16 protein-coding genes are annotated in these 19364 nt (G+C 66.7%); 8 read left to right on the top strand and 8 right to left on the bottom strand.

Annotation, left to right across the window (positions count from 1 at the left end; all coding sequences use genetic code 11):
* The first annotated feature begins 1 nt into the window (after position 1).
* Positions 2-1198 (top strand): threonine ammonia-lyase, encoded by a 1197-nt coding sequence (locus DY926_RS07270; RefSeq protein ID WP_116702766.1) that lies wholly within the window; start codon positions 2-4, stop codon positions 1196-1198.
* Between the two features lie 66 nt (positions 1199-1264).
* Here DY926_RS07270 and upp read toward each other — a convergent pair whose 3' ends face one another.
* Together upp and msrB are read right to left on the bottom strand one after the other, a co-directional pair.
* Positions 1265-1918 carry a uracil phosphoribosyltransferase gene (upp, locus tag DY926_RS07275; protein WP_116702767.1) on the bottom strand — a complete coding sequence of 218 codons (654 nt, stop codon included), beginning with the start codon at positions 1916-1918 and terminating at the stop codon, positions 1265-1267.
* Positions 1919-1948: 30 nt separating this feature from the next.
* Positions 1949-2350, bottom strand: a complete 402-nt coding sequence (msrB, locus tag DY926_RS07280; protein WP_116702768.1) for a peptide-methionine (R)-S-oxide reductase MsrB — start codon at positions 2348-2350, stop codon at positions 1949-1951.
* Between the two features lie 90 nt (positions 2351-2440).
* Between msrB and gpmI the strand changes: the two genes are divergently transcribed.
* From gpmI to DY926_RS07300, 4 genes are all read left to right on the top strand, one after another.
* Complete coding sequence (gene gpmI / locus DY926_RS07285) at positions 2441-3994, top strand: 2,3-bisphosphoglycerate-independent phosphoglycerate mutase (RefSeq protein ID WP_116702769.1); 1554 nt, start codon at positions 2441-2443, stop codon at positions 3992-3994.
* A gap of 53 nt (positions 3995-4047) precedes the next feature.
* A complete protein-coding gene (locus DY926_RS07290) occupies positions 4048-5334 on the top strand; it encodes a murein hydrolase activator EnvC family protein (protein WP_241503102.1) in 1287 nt (428 codons plus the stop codon).
* Between the two features lie 147 nt (positions 5335-5481).
* The gene (locus DY926_RS07295; RefSeq protein ID WP_116702771.1) at positions 5482-7101 is read left to right on the top strand and encodes a S41 family peptidase; all 1620 of its coding nucleotides are present in this window, start codon (positions 5482-5484) and stop codon (positions 7099-7101) included.
* A gap of 22 nt (positions 7102-7123) precedes the next feature.
* Positions 7124-7627: an RNA pyrophosphohydrolase gene (locus DY926_RS07300; RefSeq protein ID WP_116702772.1), complete on the top strand. Its 504-nt coding sequence runs from the start codon at positions 7124-7126 to the stop codon at positions 7625-7627.
* Here the strand turns inward: DY926_RS07300 and DY926_RS07305 are convergent.
* From DY926_RS07305 to DY926_RS07330, 6 genes are all read right to left on the bottom strand, one after another.
* Complete coding sequence (locus tag DY926_RS07305) at positions 7609-8031, bottom strand: NUDIX hydrolase (protein ID WP_116702773.1); 423 nt, start codon at positions 8029-8031, stop codon at positions 7609-7611. The two genes, DY926_RS07300 and DY926_RS07305, sit on opposite strands and share 19 nt — an antisense overlap.
* Before the next feature lie 14 nt (positions 8032-8045).
* On the bottom strand, positions 8046-9620 hold the full coding sequence (locus DY926_RS07310; RefSeq protein ID WP_116702774.1) for a DHA2 family efflux MFS transporter permease subunit: 1575 nt from the start codon (positions 9618-9620) through the stop codon (positions 8046-8048).
* The gene (locus DY926_RS07315; protein ID WP_116702775.1) at positions 9617-10723 is read right to left on the bottom strand and encodes an HlyD family secretion protein; all 1107 of its coding nucleotides are present in this window, start codon (positions 10721-10723) and stop codon (positions 9617-9619) included. The genes DY926_RS07310 and DY926_RS07315 overlap by 4 nt, the downstream gene beginning before the upstream one ends.
* A gap of 138 nt (positions 10724-10861) precedes the next feature.
* Positions 10862-12595: an ABC transporter ATP-binding protein gene (locus DY926_RS07320; RefSeq protein WP_408886039.1), complete on the bottom strand. Its 1734-nt coding sequence runs from the start codon at positions 12593-12595 to the stop codon at positions 10862-10864.
* Positions 12596-12698: 103 nt separating this feature from the next.
* Positions 12699-13925 (bottom strand): CCA tRNA nucleotidyltransferase, encoded by a 1227-nt coding sequence (locus DY926_RS07325; protein ID WP_116702777.1) that lies wholly within the window; start codon positions 13923-13925, stop codon positions 12699-12701.
* On the bottom strand, positions 13922-14497 hold the full coding sequence (locus tag DY926_RS07330; RefSeq protein ID WP_116702778.1) for a DUF1285 domain-containing protein: 576 nt from the start codon (positions 14495-14497) through the stop codon (positions 13922-13924). Before DY926_RS07330 ends, DY926_RS07325 begins: the two co-directional genes overlap by 4 nt.
* A 94-nt stretch (positions 14498-14591) precedes the next feature.
* Between DY926_RS07330 and DY926_RS07335 the strand changes: the two genes are divergently transcribed.
* Genes DY926_RS07335 through DY926_RS07345 form a run of 3 tightly spaced genes read left to right on the top strand, consistent with a single transcriptional unit; the run spans position 14592 to position 19362 of the window.
* A complete protein-coding gene (locus DY926_RS07335) occupies positions 14592-15641 on the top strand; it encodes an AAA family ATPase (protein ID WP_116702779.1) in 1050 nt (349 codons plus the stop codon).
* A gap of 2 nt (positions 15642-15643) precedes the next feature.
* Positions 15644-16642: a DUF58 domain-containing protein gene (locus DY926_RS07340; RefSeq protein ID WP_241503103.1), complete on the top strand. Its 999-nt coding sequence runs from the start codon at positions 15644-15646 to the stop codon at positions 16640-16642.
* Entirely contained in the window at positions 16639-19362 is a 2724-nt protein-coding gene (locus tag DY926_RS07345) for a DUF4159 domain-containing protein (RefSeq protein WP_116702780.1), read from the top strand. The genes DY926_RS07340 and DY926_RS07345 overlap by 4 nt, the downstream gene beginning before the upstream one ends.
* Positions 19363-19364 lie beyond the last annotated feature (2 nt).

Below are 19364 nucleotides of genomic sequence, written 5' to 3' on the forward strand. Positions count from 1 at the left end.
CGTGATCACGCTTGAAGATATCACCGCCGCCGCACAGCGGATAAAGGGGCGCGTCCTGCACACGCCCACAGTCCCGTGCCAGACAATCTCGCGGGCAACCGGCGCGGATATCGTGCTCAAGCTCGACAACCTGCAGGCCGTGGGTTCGTTCAAGGAGCGCGGGGCCGCCAACAAGCTCGCCCTGCTCACGCCGCGTGAGCGTGAACGCGGGGTGATTACCGTCTCGGCGGGCAATCATGCGCAGGGTGTCGCGCGCCATGCCTCGCTGCTGGGCATTGACGCGGTGATCGTCATGCCGCGCTTCACCCCCGCCGCCAAGGTCACGCGCACCGCCGCATGGGGCGCGCGCGTGGTGCTGGAAGGCAACAGCTTTGCCGAGGCCACGGCCCACGCCAACGCCCTGTGCCAGCGTGAAGGCCGGGTGTTCGTCCACCCCTATGACGACCCCGAGGTCATGGCCGGACAGGGCACGTTCGCGCTTGAACTGCTCGAGGATGCAGGGCCGCTCGACACGTTCGTATGCCCCATTGGCGGTGGCGGCCTGCTGTCGGGCTGTGCGGTGGCCGCGCGTGCGCTGCGCCCGGATATGGATATCATCGGGGTGCAGGTGGAAAATTTCTCCTCCCTCGCCGGTTTCCCGGGCGATGAGGTGATGCCGCCCGGTGGCGCCACCATTGCGGAAGGGATTGCGGTGCTCCAGATCGGCCGCCAGCCGCTGGAGGTCATTCGCGGCCATGTTTCCAACGTGCTGGTCGTGCCGGAAAGCGCGATCGAGACCGCCATCACCATGCTGGCCGAAGGGGCGAAGCAGGTCAGCGAAGGGGCCGGGGCTACCGCGCTGGCGGCAGTGCTAACCTATCCCGAACTGTTCCGGGGCAAGCGCGTGGCGCTGCCGGTCACGGGCGGGAACATCGACAGCCGCATCCTGGCCAATACCCTGCTGCGCTCCCTGCTGCGCGACGGGCGACTTTTGTGCCTGAAAATGGAAATACCCGACCGGCCTGGCGTGCTGGCCGACATTTCGCGCAAGATCGGTGACGAAGGTGGCAACATCATCGAGGTCTCGCACCAGCGCCTGTTCACCACGCCCAGCGTGCAGGCGGCCGAACTGGAAGTGATGATCGAGGCCCGTGACCCCGAACACGCCCGCGCGCTGGAAGCGGAACTGGCCAAGACCTACATCGTGCGCCGCGCCTGAACGGCGTAGTCCAATCGTAACACGCAACTGGCCCGTGGCGGGGAAAGCCGCCACGGGCCGTGCGCCCTACCGGGTGCCGAACAGGCGGTCCCCCGCATCGCCCAGACCGGGGCGGATATAGCCGTGATCGTCCAGCCCGCGGTCAATCGCGCAGGTCACGATCCGCACATCGGGATGCGCCGCGCGCAGGCGGGCCACGCCCTCGGGTGCCGCAAGCAGGCAGACAAACACCATGTTGCTACATCCCGCCTGCTTGAGCCGGTCAATGGCCGCGACCGCGCTATGGCCCGTCGCCAGCATGGGATCGACCACCAGGCTGACACGGTTATCAAGTTCCTCGGGCAGCTTGAGGTAATATTCCACCGGCTCCAGCGTTTCGGGGTCGCGGTACATCCCGACATAGCCCACGCGCGCCGAGGGTACCAGATCGAGCAACCCGTCCAGAATCCCGTTGCCTGCGCGCAGGATGGAAATCAGGCACAGTTTCTTGCCCGCAAGGCGGCGGGCCTGCATGTGTTCGAGCGGCGTGTCGATTTCCACCGTTTCCAGCGGCAGGTCACGCATGGCCTCGTAACCGAGCAGCAGGCTCAGTTCCCGCGCCAGATGGCGGAACACGCCGGTCGGGGTCTCACGCTCACGCATGAGGGTCAGCTTGTGCTGGACCAGCGGGTGGGTGACAACAACAACGCCATCATCATGCATGGCAGCGGGTTCGGTCATATCGGTTCCTTGTCAGGGTGGAAAACAGGTTCAGCCTGCGCCATCGCGCGGGACGAAGCTGAGGGCAAGCCCGTTCATGCAGTAGCGCAGGCCGGTGGGCGGCGGCCCGTCGGGAAAGACATGGCCCAGATGGCCGTTGCAGTGCGCGCAGTGGACCTCCGTGCGGGTCATGCCGTGGCTGGTATCGGTCGTGGTGCCGAGCGCGCCGGGTATGGCATCGAAAAACGAAGGCCAGCCGCTGCCGCTCTCATATTTGGTACCAGACCGGAATAACGGCGTGCCGCACCCGGCGCAACGATATTCACCGGCACGCTTTTCATCATTCAGCGGGCTGGAGCCGGGGCGCTCGGTGCCGTGTTCGCGCAGGATGCGTGCCTGCTCGGGGGTCAGGTGGCCACACTGGGTGGCGCCTGTGCTGGCTGGATCGGACATGAGTGTTTTTTCCTCCGTCAGACGGACATTTCACGCTGACCGCTTTTAGGGCATCATGCCATATAAAATAAAACAGGGAGATCATACCCCATGAGCGACCATGGAACAGTGAACAAGGCGCGCCGTCCCGTCATGCTGGCCGTGCTGGACGGCTTCGGCTGGCGGGAAGACCCTGCCGACAATGCGGTAAGCAGCGCCGCCACGCCAGCCTTTGACCGGCTGTGGCGCTCTGGCCCGCATGCCTTCCTCAAGACGTGTGGGGAGGATGTCGGCCTGCCGCAAGGGCAGATGGGCAATTCGGAGGTCGGTCACCTCAATATCGGCGCGGGCCGGGTCGTCATGCAGGAACTGCCGCGCATTTCCACAGCACTGCGCGATGGTTCGGTCGCGCGTGGGCAGGTGATGGGCGACTTCATCGCCGCACTGAAGGCCAGCGGCGGCACCTGCCATCTCATGGGGCTTGTCTCTCCCGGTGGGGTACATGCCCATCAGGACCATGCCGTGGCACTGGCGCATATCCTGCGCGCAGCCGGTATTCCCGTCACCCTCCACATCTTTACCGATGGCCGCGACACCGCCCCGCAATCCGGCCACGGCTATGTCAGCCAGGTGCTGTCCGCCCTGCCCGAAGGGGTCAGGATCGGCACGGTTTCCGGGCGCTATTACGCCATGGACCGCGACCGGCGCTGGGACCGGGTGGAGAAGGCCTATAACGCCATCGTCGCCGGTCAGGGCGAACAGGCCGGCGATGCGCTGCACGTGCTGGACAAGGCCTATGCCGCCGGGGTTACGGACGAATTCATCGTCCCCACCGTGATTGGCGAATATGGCGGCATGCGCGATGGCGATGGCGTGCTGAGCTTCAACTTCCGCGCCGACCGCATCCGCCAGTTGCTCGATGCGCTGCTTGAGCCGGATTTTGATGGCTTTACCCGTGTGCGCATCATCAGGCCCGCCGCCGTTGTGGGCATGACGCGCTACAGCGACCGGCTGGCCGAACTGATCGGCGTGCTGTTTCCGCCCGAGGAACTGCATGACCTGCTGGGCGATGTGGTCAGCGCCGCCGGGCTGAAGCAGATCCGCATGGCCGAGACGGAAAAATACCCGCACGTCACCTACTTCCTCAATGGCGGGCGCGAACACCAGCTTCCCGGCGAGGACCGGGTCATGGTCCCCTCCCCCAAGGTCGCGACCTATGACCTGCAACCCGAAATGTCGGCCCCCGAACTGACCCAGCGCGCGGTGGAGGCGATTGACAGCGGCAAATACGACCTGATCGTTCTCAACTTCGCCAATGCGGACATGGTGGGCCATACCGGCATGCTGCCTGCCGCCGTCAAGGCGGTGGAGGCGGTGGATCGTGGCCTTGGCCGGATTGCGGAGGCCATCGAACGCGCAGGCGGCGCGCTGCTGGTCACCGCCGACCATGGCAACGCGGAAACCATGTTCGACCCGCAGACCAATGGCCCGCACACCGCCCACACGCTCAACGTGGTGCCCGTGGTGCTGAGCGGGGTGGATAACGTCCACCTGCATGATGGCCGGCTGGCGGATATCGCGCCCACGCTGCTCCAGCTCATGGGGCTGCCCCAGCCCGCGGCCATGACCGGGCACTCCCTTATCGACGGGCCGACGCCATCCTGACACCACGCCTGCACCGCCTGTTCCGCCGGTGGGGCACGGCTGTCCGTGCCCCCGTGCTGCTGTCCTGCTGCCTGGCACTACCTGCCGGGGGGCCGGTCGCCCATGCCCAGGCCCCGGCGGCCGCCCCCGCGCATCACGCGACGACGGATGAACGGCGCATCCGCCAGCAGCTTGAGGCCGCGCGCACCGCGCATGAAAACCTGCTGGCGCGCGAGCAGCAGCAGGCGCATGACCTTGCCGAACGCCGCAAGGAGGAGCAGGCCGCGCGCGAACAGGCCCGCCTTGACGCGGAAAAGGCCGCCGCCCTGTCCGCCGCAACGGTGGACGCCACGGCCCGCCTGCAACGCACCGAGCAGCAGGCCGCCGACCTCGACAGCCGTATTGCCGACCTGCATACGGAACAGGCCGCCCTGCGCGCGCAACTGGCGCGCGAGGTCGCCCGCCTTTCCCCCCTGCTGCCACTGGCGGAGCGGCTGTCGCTCTACCCGGCGGATACGCTTCTGGCCGTGCCCCTGCCCGCCGACCGCGCGGTGACGGGACTGCTGGTGGTGCATGGCATGATGGCCGACATCGCCAGCCAGGCCCGCATCATCCACGACCGCCGTGCCCGCCTGCTCCAGCTTGATGATGAACTGGCCCAGCAGCAGCAGCAGATGCACCACGTGGTGAACGAGCGCGAAAGCCAGCGCGATACGGTCAACCGCGCGGCCCGTGCGGCGCTGGAGGCCCAGCAGCGTTCCAACGCCGCCGCCGCCAGTGCCGCACAGGCCGTGGAGGACGCAGCCCGCCGGGCATCGAGCGTGCAGGACGCCATTGCCCGCATTGAGGAAACCGAACAGCGCGCCGAAAAGAATCTTGAACTGGCTGCCCGCGCCGCCGAACGCGCGCACAACCTGCGCGAAGCCTCCGCCGCCCGCCACCAGGCGCAGGAAATGGCGGCAGGCGGCGGCCCCGGCATTACCCCCGTAACCGGCGGCGCGGGCGCGCCCGTGGCGGGCACGGTACTGACCGCATGGGGCCAGCAGACCGAAAGCGGGGCCGCAACGGGCGTGACCTACGCCCCCCCGTCACGCGCAAGCGTGCGCGCGCCCTGCACGGGACGTATTGATTTTGCCGGCCCGTTCCGCACATACGGACAGATGATAATCCTTGATTGCGGCAAACATTACCGCTTCGTGCTGGCGGGCCTGGGTGAGATCGCGGTTACGGCGGGCCAGCAGGTCAGCCATGGCGCGGCGGTGGGCCAGATGCCACAATGGAGCGGGGGCGGCAGCAGGCCGACGCTGTTCGTGCAGTTGCGCCACGGCGGCAATGCCGTCAATCCGGCCCCCTATCTGTGATGTGGCGCGAGACGGTTTTATCCCCATGCAAGTTCGGTATATGCTGCCCACCCGTGACGGGCGCGGCAGATCACGCTACAACGCAACGCGAAGAATACATGCAGGCCAGCCGGACCAGGGCGGCGGGCATCCAGGAGACAACGACGCATGAAGTTCCGTAATGGCTTGCTGATCGGTTGCGCCTTTCTTGCAGGGCTCGCGGCGGCCCCGCAGATCGCTCACTACTCGGCAGGCAGGGGTGGCGCACTCGCCCCCATGGCCCATGCGGCTGATATTGTCCCGAAGGATGACAACACCCCGCGCGAGATCGAACAGCTCATGTTCCTGTTCGGCTATGTGCTGGAAAAGGTGAAGGCGAATTATGTCGAGCCCGTATCGACACGCGACCTGATCACCAACTCCCTCAACGGCATGCTGAGCGGGCTGGACCCGCACAGCTCCTACATGACGGAAAAGCAGTTCTCGGACCTGCAGGTCCAGACCAAGGGCTCCTTTGGCGGGCTGGGGCTGGAAGTACAGGGCGAGGACGGGCATGTCCGCGTCGTCTCCCCCATTGACGACACGCCCGCCGCCCGCGCAGGCATCAAGCCCGGTGACTTCATTGTCGCGATCGACGGCAAGAATATCGACGGCCAGCCACTGGACCAGGTGGTCACGCGCATGCGTGGCAAGCCCGATACCCGCATCACGCTGACGCTGATCCGTGAAAAGACGCCCAAGCCCATCATCGTGACGCTGACCCGCGCGGTCATTCCGCTGCAGGTCATCAAGTCCTCGCTGTACGACACCATCGGCTACATCCGAATCGCGCAGTTCAATGAGGAAACGCAGTCCGGCCTGCTGGCAGCGTACAAGAAGCTCCAGGCCCAGACACATAACAAGATGGCGGGGCTGATCATCGACCTGCGCTCCGATCCGGGCGGGCTGCTGACACAGGCCATCGACGTGGGATCGGACTTCATCCGCAATGGCGAGATCGTGTCCACCCGCGCACGCCACCCGCAGGACAGCCAGCGCTGGGATGCCCATAACACCGACATCACCAACGGCCTGCCCGTTGTCGTGCTGATCAATGGCGGTTCCGCCTCCGCCAGTGAAATCGTGGCCGGGGCGCTACAAGACCACCAGCGCGCCGTGCTGCTGGGGGAAAAGACCTTTGGCAAGGGTTCGGTGCAGACCATCCTGCCCATTCCGGGTGAAGGCGCCATCCGCCTGACCACGGCGCGCTACTACACGCCGTCGGGCCGCTCCATCCAGGGGCTGGGCATCGTGCCTGACATCACGGTGCGCGAGGCACGCGATGACCCCGGCTACAGCATCCATGAAGCCGACCTGGCCCATATCATCAAGAACCGGGGCGGCAACACCGCGCAGCCGCCATCGCGCACTGACCTGCCGGCCATAGCCAAGTCCATTCCCGCGCAGCCGCCCGCGAACTGGCCTGAATTCGACCCGCAGAAGCCCGCAACCGACTTCCAGCTCCAGCAGGGGCTGAAGGTCGTGCGCGCCATGGCGGGCCTGCCCGTGGCGGCCGAGCCGCCTGCACCGGCTGAAAAGACGCCCGCAAGCCCGGCCACGGCGGCCACGACCCCGACACCGCCCAAGGCGGCGGAACCGCCCACGCCCTCCATCCCGGCGGAAAAGCAGGCAGCCCCCGAAAGCCCGGCGGCCACACCCGCCCCGGCTACATCGGCACCTTCCACTCCGGCGCCTGCCGCCCCGGCAACACCCGCGCCTGCAGCACCTGCGGCACCCGCCCATCCCTGATCCCGACCGGAGCCACGCGCGCATGACCGAGCCATCCACCCTGCCCTACCGCCCCAATGTCGGGGCGCTCCTGTTCAACCGGCAGGGCATGGTGCTTGTCGCGCGGCGCACGGACATGCCCGGCGCGGGTGGCCCGCCGGACCAGGGGGTATGGCAATGCCCGCAGGGTGGCATTGATGAAGGGGAAACGCCCGAAACCGCCGTCCTGCGCGAACTGGGCGAGGAAATTGGCACCACCGCCGCCCGGCTCATCGCAGCCTATCCCGAATGGCTCAGCTATGACCTGCCCGCCCACCTGATTGGCAAGGCGCTGGGCGGGCGCTATCGCGGGCAGCGGCAGAAATGGTTCGCGCTGCGCTTTACCGGGCAGGATGCGGATATCCGGCTGGATACACACCAGCCGGCTGAATTCGACCTGTGGAAATGGGTCAGCCTGACGCAGCTCCCGCAGCTTAACGTGGGCATAAAGAAAGACATCTATACCCGGCTTGCGACTTACTTCGCCCCTTACGCCACGGCGGCCTGAGGCGGCAGGAGCCCCGCCGCCACAAGCGCGGTAAGTGTCTGCCCACGCAGCAGGGGGGCCAGCGTCAGGTTGGGCACGTCCTGTGCCGCAAGCCAGCGCAGTTCCGCAATTTCGGCATCAGCCACGGGGGTGCCATTCAAACGGGCCAGCCATATGCGCGCCTGAACGGTGTATCCCGGCTCATTGGCGGCGGGGGCGGTAAAGTCGCCTGCCAGTTCCGCGCCCAGCGTCAGGCCGCAGCCCAGTTCCTCACGTATTTCACGGTGCAGGGCCTGTTGCGGGTCCTCGCCAGCCTCGGGCTTGCCGCCGGGCAGCATGAACGCCGCCGTATTGCGCTTGCGCACCACCAGCACCCGCTCGCGCACGATGACCGCCGCACAGACAACCGTGATAAGACCCGCCATACCCCGATACCTTTCTATTTATGGCCACCCTTGAGCGGCGACATGAGGAAACAGAAAGGTACGACAAGCAGCGAGCCGATACCAAGGATCATGAAAACCTCGTTATAGGCCAGAATGGCGACCTGACGCTGGAACTCCCTGTACAGCCGCCCCATCGCCACGTTATTGACCGCCGTCTCGGCATAGCCGCGGGCAATCGCCACGGCACGGCTCTGCGCCAGATATTCCCTGAACGGCTGGTGATAGGGTGTCATCCAGTGGACCATCTGGTTCTGGTGCGCCTGGCGGATCTCGGTCACCATGGCCGTCGCGCCTGAGATGCTGAGCGAACCCAGCACGTTGCGCGCCATGCTGAACAGGGCCGAGCCATCGGGGTTCAGTTCACGCGGCAGGGTGGCGTAGGTGATGGTGGAAATCGGCACGAACAGGAAGGCCAGCGTGGCCGTCTGGCTCATGCGGAACATGACCAGATGCCGGAAATCAAGCTGCGGCACCAGTTGCGCCGACCAGAACATGCTCGTTCCCATCAGGAAGAACCCGCACGCGATGATGTAGCGCAACTGCACGAACTTCATGGAAATGCCGACCAGCGGGATCAGCACGATCACCGCCAGCCCGCCGGGTGACAGGATCAGCCCCGACAGCGTGGCCGTATAGCCCATTACCTGCTGGGAAAACTGCGGCACGATAATGGCCGAGGAATAGAGCAGCGCCCCCACCGCCCCCATAAGCCCCGTGCCCACGGCGAAATTGCGGTCCTTGAACACCCGCAGGTCCACCGCCGGGTGCTTGCATCGCAGTAGCCAGATGACCGCCCCGCCAATGCCCAGCACCGCAAGGATGGCCATGATCACGATGATGCGCGAGCCGAACCAGTCCTCATCCTCGCCGCGGTCAACCGCCACCTCAAGGCAGCCGAAGCCGATGGTGATGAGACCGATGCCGATGTAGTCGAGCGGCGCGCTCTGCTTGCGGGCCCATGGCGGGTCATCCACAACCATCGAGACGGCAATGGTGGCCAGGATGCCAACCGGCACGTTGATGAAGAACACCCACCGCCACGAATAGTTATCGGTAATCCACCCGCCCAGCGACGGGCCAAGCACCGGGGCGACCACGGTGGCGATCGCGGTCAGGCCAAAGGCCGCCGCGCGCTTGTCGGGCGGGAAGGTGTCAAGGATGATGGATTGCTGGTTGGGCTGTAGCCCGCCGCCAAAAAAGCCCTGCATCAGCCGGAACAGGATCAGTTCGGGCAGGCTGGCGGAAATGCCGCACAGGAAGGATGAGAGCGAGAACATGGCGATGCAGATCAGGAAATAGCGCTTGCGCCCAAACAGCTTGCCAAGCCAGCCCGAGATCGTCAGCACGATGCCGTTCGCCACCAGGTAGGACGTCAGCGTCCATGTCGCATCATCATAGGTGGAGGACAGGCTCCCCGCGATATGCGGCAGCGCCACGTTGACAATGGTGGTGTCCAGAATCTCCATGAAAGCGGCCACCGTCACGATCACGGCGATCAGCCATGGATTGTGCTTCGGCTTCCAGTCCGCCCCATCAGCCGGGGGGGACGCCGGGGCGGACGCGCTCATTCCGTGTGGACCGTCGGCTCGACCGACAGGCCGAGCGACAGCGGCACATCCTGACGCAGCCCTTCGTCAATCAGGATCTTGACCGGCACGCGCTGGACAATCTTCACGTAGTTGCCGGTCGCGTTCTCGGGCGGGAAGGCGCTGAAGGTGGCCCCGGTGCCAAGCTGCAGCGAATCCACATGCCCCTTCAGCTTCAGGAACGGATAGGCGTCCACCGCCACATCCACCTTCTGGCCGGGGCGCATGTGGGTCAGCTGGGTTTCCTTGTAGTTGGCCACGACCCAGACCTCCGGCTCGACAATCGACAGCATGGTCTGCCCTGCGGAAACATAGGTGCCGCGCTCGATATTGCGCTGCGAGATCCAGCCATCATGCGGGGCGCGGATCACGGTCCATTCCAGGTTCAGTTCCGCCTCGCGCAGTTTCGCCTCGGCCTGCATCACCTGCGCTTCCTGCTGGGAAACACGGGTGGCGGTGCTGGAAATGTTGGGGATGACCGGCTGCGCGATTTCAAGGTTACCCTGCGCCTGCAGCACCTGCGCCTTTGCGGCGTTGAGCGCGGCGGTGGCGTAGTCGATGTTCTGCTGCGATGTCGCTTCACGCGTTACGCCATGCTGGCGGCGGTAGTCGGTCTCCGCCCGGAACTGCTGGGCCTGCGCGGCCTGAAGCTGGCCCTGCGCCACCATGAGACGACCGGGAAAGTCCTTTTTCGCCACATCCAGCAGCAACGCCGCGTTGCTGGCCTGCGCGCGCGCGATCTGCAGCGCCGCCGCCGCCTGGTCACGCTGGGCGCGCCAGTCACGGTCATCAATACGGGCCAGGATGTCACCCGCATGCACGTACTGGTTGTCATTGACCAGCAGTTCGGTCACGTAGCCATGCACATGCGACGCCACGGCCACGGCGCGACCGGCGGTAAACGCGTCGTCGGTTTCCACCTCGTTACGGTGCAGGAACCAGTAAACCCCACCAACCAGCAGGAGCAGCAGCGCACCGCCAATCAGGATCAGCTTACGACGGGATGAGGTCTCAGCCTTCTTTTCCTGTTCGTTATCCTGCGCGGCATGTCCGTCTTCAGGTGCCTTACCTTCATCCACGGCCATCTGGTTCCCTCATCATCACGTTGGTTGCAGCCCTGATCCTGTCATTCAGCATATTGACCGAACGGGTCGGTCAATCCATGGCACGAAGCCTGCCATACTTCAACCGCCATTCCCGCCCTGCCCGCACATTCAGGTGGCTTAAAGCGTAAAGGCCTGATTATGGACCATGCGGGCGTACAGCCCGTTTTCACGCATCAGCGCGTCATGCGTTCCACATTCCACTGCCCTTCCCTCCGCCATGACCACCACAAGGTCAGCCGAACGGACGGTGGACAGGCGGTGCGCCACCACGATGGTGGTGCGCTGGTGGCGCAGGCCGGCCAGCGCCTGCTGGATAATGGCCTCGCTCTCGCTATCAAGCGCGCTGGTGGCCTCATCCAGCAGCAGCACGCGTGGGTTGCGCAGCAGCGCGCGCGCCAACGCCACGCGCTGCCTCTGCCCGCCCGAAAGCCGCTGCCCGCCGGGGCCAACCCGCGTGGCATATCCCTGTGGCAGCGCCGCGATGAACGTATCGGCGGCGGCGGCACGGGCGGCGGCGTGCACCTGCGCATCGGTCGCCTGCGGGTTGCCCATGCGGATGTTATCCATGACCGGCAGGTCGAACAGGAGCGTATCCTGGCTGACATAGGCGATCGCATCACGCAGTTCGGCCACGATCAGCCGCCGCAGGTCCACGCCATCAAGCGTGATCCGCCCGCCCGATACATCATGCAGGCGCGGGATCAGGGACAGCGCGGTGGACTTGCCCGCCCCGGACGGGCCGACAAGTGCCACGGTCAGCCCGGCGCGAGCCGTGAAATCCAGCCCGTTCAGGCCCATCCGGCCATCGGGGTAGCGGAAAAACACCTTCTCGAACCGCAGGTCCCCCTCACCGGCAGGCAGTGCAACCGCATCGGGCGCCTGCGCCACGGTGATGGGTTCATCAATCACGTCAAACACCCGCTGCAGGCCACCCAGCCCCTCCTGCAGGGCGATATTGAGCGTGCCCAGCGCGCGCAGCGGGCGGGCGGCCAGCAAAAGGGCTGCCACAAAGCCGGAAAAGTCACCCAGCGTGGCCCCGCCCTGTGTCGCGCGCCATCCCGCAAAGCCAAGGACGGCAGCCACGGCAGCCCCGCCCAGTACCTCAAGCATCGGGTCCACACGGGCACGCCCCCGGGCAATGCGCAGCAGGCGGTCATGCAGCGTGTCCAGAACGGTGGCGGCGCGCGCCTGTTCGGACTGCTCCAGCCGATAGACCCGGATGGTGCGCGACTGGCTGAAGCTTTCGGTCAGCATGGCGCTGGTCTCGCCAATCTGCTCGTGCACGCTGCCGGATTCCCGCCGCAGCCGCTTGCCCAGCCTGCGCACCGGCATGGCGGCCAGCGGGTACAGCACGGCGGCGATCAGGCTGAGTTCCCAGTCCATGTACAGCATGGACGCGATCAGCCCCACCACCGTCACGGCGTCGCCCAGTGCATTGGTGGCGCGGATCAGGGCCTCACGAATCGATACGGCATCGGTGGTGAAACGGGCCGCGATCTGGGCCGGGGCCTCGGTCTCCATGCGGGAAATGTCGGCCTGCACCAGATGGTGGAACATACGCCCCTGCAGGCCACGGATGACCACCAGCACCAGCGACTGCACCGCAATCGACTGCCCGTACTGCGATACGGCCTTGGCCAGCGTGATCGCCACCACAAGGATCGGAACCTGATACAGGATACGCGGGTCATGATCGGCAAACATGTCCAGCGCGCGCTGGATCACCAGCGGGTACAGCGCACTGAATATGGCCATGAGCGCCGTCAGCACCCCAACGGCCAGTATGCGCAGCTTGTGGCCCGCCAGCTCATCATGCCACAGCCGCCGCATCAGGCGACGCGACGGCGCCATTCCATCCGGCGCGGCGTGCCTGTCGGCCTCAGGCGTTTGAATTACGTTCATTCGTCGGCCTATAGCCGCATGGCTGCGCAAAACAAAGCGTTACCACATATTGTTACAAATTATGTCGCTCGTGTTGCAAAACCGTCTGCATCCGCCCGATGCAGGCGGCATGATCGGCCGTACAGCCGCCTTCCAGCCACCATTGCCGCACCTGCCCCAGCACACGCCCCACGGTCAGGCCGGGATTGCAGCCCGCCGCGACAAGGTCACGCCCCGTCAGTGGAAAAACCGGCTTTTCCATGCCATCGACCATGGTGCGCAGGGCCGTCCATGCCGGATCGGGCGCGCCGGAATCATCAGCCTGCCGCAGCCATGTACGCCACATCAGGTCACGCCGGTCATGATCCGCCAGCATGGGGGCAAGCCGTGCCGCGTCCATGCCGGGCAGCGGCATGACCGTGCCCCGTGTCTGCGCCAGCGCCGTGCTGTCGGCACGCGAGAGCCTGAGCCGTTGCGACACCGCACGCGGCTCCCCCACCACCAGTGCCGCCAGGCGCAGGATGGCATCCACCGGCGCATCACAGGCCAGCAGGCGCGCCAGCCGGGAAATGTCACAGCCTTCGGGCAGGACATGGCCCAGCACGCCGCAGTCGCGCATCTGCTCCAGCGTCGCCACCACCTGCGGGCCAACGAGGATACGCCGGAGTTCAAGCCATATCCGCTCGACCGAAAGGCGGTCGATCATACCGGCCAGCCCGGTTATGGCCACCATCGCCGCCCCATCCGGGGCGCCACGCCCGTAACGGGCCTGAAAGCGGAAGAAGCGCAGGATACGCAGCGCATCTTCCGTAATGCGCTGGTGGGCCTCCCCCACAAAGCGGATGCGCCCCGCCGCCAGGTCGGCCTGCCCGTTGAAATAGTCATGGACCACGCCCGCGCTGTCACACGACATGGCGTTGATGGTGAAATCCCGCCGGGCCGCGTCCTCCCGCCAGTCATGGGTCCATGCCACGGTGGCGTGGCGGCCGTCGGTTTCCTCATCCCGGCGCAGGGTCGTGATCTCGAAGGGGCGACCATCGAGCACGGCAGTGACCGTGCCATGCGCAAGGCCGGTCGGCACCACCTTTATCCCGGCATGGCGGAGCAGCTCCATCACGGATTCGGGGGCATGCGGGCTGGCAAGGTCCATGTCCGTCACCCCGCGCCCCAGCAGCAGGTCACGCACCGCGCCGCCCACCAGCCGGGCATCGGGCAGGATGGCCCACAGCCGTTCAAGCTGGGCCATCACGTCGGGCATGTCGCGGCGCAGGCGCGCCAGTGGCGGGTCAGCCGCGATCATGCACAGCCATCATCAGGCATGGTGGATAGCGGGAAAAACACATTCTGGCTCCAGACCCCAAGACAGGGCACGCCCTGATGGTGCCCCGCCACCGCCAGCGCCGCCAGTTCATAATAGACCGCGCGCGCTATCCGCGCCTCGATCGGCCAGGCGCCATCGCCATCGCGTATGTGCAGGTAGGGCACCGGCCCCGTGCCGCAGCCATCGCACGGCACGTCCCATGCGCAGCGAATCGGGTGCTCCGGCCCGGCGCAGATCACCTGATCGACATTGGTGCGGAAAGAGAGCACCTGCGCCCGCCCGCATCCATGCCATTCCAGTTCCGTGGCGACGAAGGGGGCGTCCTCCACCTCGATCGTGCCCTGCTCGACCGGCGTCTGCAGGCGATAGCCGCCCTGCGCGTCGCGCCGCAGGGTGGACGCGAACAGACAGACCATCGGTTTGCGGCGGATGGGGCTGCCACGGTACAGCCATGTCCCATCCCGCCTGATAAGGAAAGGCAGCGCGCCGCATGTGGCCGCTGGCTTCAGGGCTGGGGGCGGCAGGGTCTGTCCTGCCTCGAAATCATCCATCAATTGCGTTAACCCGACACTATGGAAGCTGCTTGACTTGATATAGGGATCAACACCGGCTTGATGAAACCCCCGGACGTGTCAGACTGTTGGAATGATGACCATGGATGATAACCCTTCCCTCCATGCAGCGCCGCAGGCGGGCATGACATCCCCCGCCCTGACGGGCGAGCAGATCGCCACGCAGGCCGAAAGCATGAGCAGGCAACTGGCGCGCGTGCGCACGGAAATCGGCCGTGTCATCCTGGGGCAGGACCGGGTGGTGGACCTGGTGCTGACCAGCATACTGGCGGGCGGGCATGCGCTGCTGGTGGGCGCGCCGGGGCTGGGCAAGACATTGCTGGTCACGACGCTGGGCCGTGTCATGGGCATGGATGCACGCCGCGTGCAGTTCACGCCCGACCTCATGCCGTCCGACATTCTGGGCAGTGAAATACTGGATGAGGATGAAAGCGGCCGCCGCAGCTTCCGCTTCGTGGCGGGGCCGGTCTTCTGCCAGCTTCTCATGGCTGATGAGATCAACCGCGCCAGCCCCCGCACCCAGTCCGCCCTGCTGCAGGCCATGCAGGAGCGTGAGGTGGCGATAGCGGGCACCAACCACCGCCTGCCGCGCCCGTTCCATGTGCTGGCCACCCAGAACCCGATCGAGCAGGAAGGCACCTACCCCCTGCCGGAGGCCCAGCTTGACCGTTTCCTCATGCAGGTGACGCTCGACTTTCCCTCCGCCGATGCCGAGCGCAGCATGCTGCTGGCAACCACCGGCACCACCACGGCCACGGCCGAACCCGTGCTGACCGCAGCCGACGTGATACAGGCACAGGCCCTGGTGCGCGCCCTGCCGGTGGGTGAGCAGGTGGTCGATGCGATCGTGCGGCTGGTCCGCGCCGCCCGCCCCGAAACCACCGATGACCCCACCATCCGCGAGGCCGTGGCCTGGGGGCCGGGACCACGTGCGGCGCAGGCGCTGATGCTGGCCACCCGCGCACGCGCGCTGCTGGAGGGTCGCCTTTCCCCCTCCATCGAGGATGTGGCCGCCCTTGCCCACCCCATACTGGTCCATCGCATGGCGCTGTCCTTTACCGCGCGGGCGGAAAATGTCCGCCTGCCCGCGCTGGTCGATACGCTGGTCGGACGGATCGGCTGACATTGCCTTCCCCCCGGTCCCTCCTTTCACGCCTGTATGGCGGCGCGCGGCAGGCCGCGGGCCGGGCGGCCCCCGCGCCGGGCATGGCGGAAACCGCATTCCTGCCCCGCAACGCGGTAGCCGCGACCGCTCTGGCGGATTCACTGGCCAGCAGGCTGCCCATGCTGGTCGCCACCGCGCGCCGCATTGCCGAAAACATGGGCCAGGGCAGCCACCCCCGCCGCAAGGCCGGACAGGGTGACGAGTTCTGGCAGTACCGTCCCGCAGCGGCAGGCGAACCTGCCAGCCAGATCGACTGGCGGCAGTCCGCGCGGGGGGACCGTGCCTTCGTACGGGAGCGGGAGGCACAGACCCCCCACACCATCTGCATCTGGTGCGATAACAGTGCCTCCATGCGCTGGCATTCGGAGGAAGGACTTCCCCTGAAGGCCGAGCGCGCTTTCCTGCTCGCGCTGGCCTGCGCTGCCATGCTGCTGCGCCAGGGCGAACATGTCCGGCTGCTGGCAACCGATGGCGCGCCCCCGCTGCGCCTGTATGGCCACCGCGCGCTGGAGCAGATGGCCCACAGCCTGATCGCGGCCCTGCGCGCCACAACGGACACGCCCACCCTGCCCCAGCCGGCTTCCGTCCCCACACGCAGCCGCGTGCTGCTGTTTGGTGACGGGCTTTATCCGCCGGACGTGCTGGCCACCTTCCTGCGCGCGCTGACTGCCCGGCAGGCCACCTGCACGCTGGTGGAAACCGTGGACCCGGCAGAAACACGCCTGCCCTATGAAGGCCATGTGCGCTTTACCGGGCTGGAAAACGAAGCGCCCCTGCTGCTGACCGGCAGTGCTGAACTACGGCACGACTACGCCACGATCTGGCAGCGCCATCAGGACCGGCTGCGCACGCTGTGTCAGGCCGCGGGCAGCCCGCCGGTGCTGCATATGACCGACCAGCCGCCTGAAAGTGCCCTGCTGGCGCTGCACGCCCTGCCGGGCATGGGGGGCAGGCCATGATCCTTCTCGCACCATGGATGCTGCTGGGGCTGCTGGCCCTGCCCGTGGTCTGGTGGCTGCTGCATGCGCTGCCGCCCGCCCCGCGGCAGCAGTCCTTTCCACCCGTAACGCTGCTGGCCAGCCTTGACGCGCCCCCGCCGGATGCGACCTCCGCCCCGCCATGGCGGCTGCTGCTGCGCTGCCTTGCAGTGCTGGGGCTGGTATTGGGGCTGGCGCAGCCGGTTTTCCCGCGCGGGCAGGCTGGCGTAGCCGATGCCGACTGCCTGATCGTGCTGGACAATGGCTGGGCCGCCGCGTCCAGTTGGCCCCAGCGCCTCCACGCGCTGGACAGCATGCTCGACCATCTTTCACGCGGGGGACATAGCGCACGGCTGCTGCTGACGGCGCGCAACGATGCGCTGGACACCATTGCGGTCCAGCCCGCGCGGCAGGCCGACATGCTGCGTGGCGTCATCGACCCCATGCTGCCGCGCCCGTGGCCGGTGGACCGCGCGGCGGCGGCCGGGGCGCTGGCGCAACTGGCCGGACAGGGCTGGCATGGCCCCGTCATCTACATTGCCGACGGGCTGGCCAGCCCCGCCGATCCCGCCTTTGACGCCGCACTGGCCAAAATCGGCCCCGTGCATGAAATGCGCCTGCCGGATGCCGCCATTACCCTGCTCTCCCCCACCCCCACGGGGGAAGGCAGCCTGGCCACTCGCCTGCGCGCCGTACCGCGCGCCGTGCCGCGCACGTGGCAACTGCGCCTTGAAACCCCGACCGGCGGCACGCTGGGCCTGCTGCCGGTGACCCTGCCTGCCGGCGCGGACCATGTGGATGTCACGCCCGACCTGCCGGCGGAGATGCGCAACAGGCTCGACCACCTCTCGCTCGACGGTGTGACGGGGCCTGCGGGCCTGCGGCTGCTGGATGAACGCGAGCGCCAGCGTCCGGTGGGGCTGATTGCCGGGTCCAGTTCCGACACGCCACTCATGGGCAGCCTGTTCTATCTGCGCCGCGCGCTCCAGCCCGGCGCCGAACTGCGCGAGGGCGATCTGGACACGCTGCTTTCCCGCCCGCTTTCGGTTATCATCGCCCCTGACGGCACTCTGGGCAGCCCGGACAGCCGCAAGAAGGTCGAGGCATGGATACGCGCGGGCGGCACGCTGGTCCGCTTTGCGGGGCCGCTGCTCATTCAGGGGGCGGACAGCCCCGGCCACGCCCCGGCCGACGCACTCCTGCCGGTCCCACTCATGGGGGGGGAACGTGTGCTGGGTGGCACCATGTCATGGAGCAAACCGGAACGGCTGGCGGCCTTCCCGGCTTCCTCCCCGTTCCATGACCTTGAGGTTCCCGATGATGTCACCGTCTCGCGGCAGGTGCTGGCGCAGCCTTCCACCGACCTGCAGGCGCATAGCTGGGCGCGGCTGACCGATGGCACGCCACTGGTCACCCATGCCGCACTGGGCCGGGGGCAGGTGGTGCTGTTTCATGTCACCAGCACGGCGGAATGGTCGAACCTGCCCCTGTCGGGCCTGTTCGTGGGTATGCTGCAACACCTGATCGATCAGGCATCGGGCATTGATACGCCTGCGGGCACCACCCTGCTGGCCCCCTATATGGTAATGGACGGGGATGGCACGCTGGTCTCCCCGCCTGCGGGCGCACAGGCGCTGCGGGCCGATGCCTTTGGCCATACTGGGCCCTCGCCCGAGCATCCGCCGGGACTGTACGGACCGCGCAACAGCCGCCGTGCGCTCAACCCGGGCGATGATCCCGCCCCGCTTGTGGCGCAGTCCGCCGTGGGCACCGTGTCGGATCTGGGTGGACAGGTGGGAGACATCACCATCGGGCCGCTGCTCATGGTGCTGGCGGCGCTGCTGCTGCTGGCCGATGGCGCGGTGACGGTTTTCCAGCGCGGGCGCAAATGGACCCGCCGCGTGGCGGCAGGAATGATATTATGCGCCTGCGTGGCGCACGGCCCCGCCCATGCGGCAGAACTGCCCGCCAACGTGCCTGCGGCCGCACTTGAAACGCGGCTGGCCTATATCGACACCGGCCACGCCGATATCGACACCGTATCGCGCGAAGGGCTTCAGGGCCTGTCCGATTACGTCAATGCCCGGACATCCGCCGTGCTGGGCCACCCTGACGGTGTGGTGCCGGAGCGTGATGACCTGTCCTACTACCCCCTCATCTACTGGCCAGTCACGGCTGATGCCACGACCAGTCCCGCCCGCACGGCGGCGCTCAATACCTACATGCGCCATGGCGGCATCCTGCTGATCGACACGCAGGGCCAGGACCCCGCCACCGCGCCGGACAGCGCCAGCGGCTTTACCGGCTCGGCTCCCGGCACGGCGGCAGCCCTGCGGCGGATGACGGCGGGGCTGGACATTCCGCCGCTTACCCGGCTCGATAACCATCATGTCCTGTCGCATACCTTCTATCTGCTGCATGACTTTCCCGGCCGGTACGACGGCATGCCAGTATGGGTGGCGCAAGAAGGCGACAGCACGAATGATGGCGTCAGCCCCGTGATTATCGGCAGCAATGACTGGGCGCATGCCTGGGCCGTGGATGACAGCGGCAATACCCCGTACGCCCCCGTTCCCGACGGGGCGGAACAGCGGGTCACGGCCTACCGGTTCGGGGTCAACGCCGTCATTTACGCGCTGACGGGCAATTACAAGGCGGATCAGGTGCATGTGCCCGCCCTGCTGAAGCGGCTTGGGGAGTGATG

The organism is Komagataeibacter melaceti (assembly GCF_003403295.1).
GTDB lineage: Bacteria > Pseudomonadota > Alphaproteobacteria > Acetobacterales > Acetobacteraceae > Komagataeibacter > Komagataeibacter melaceti.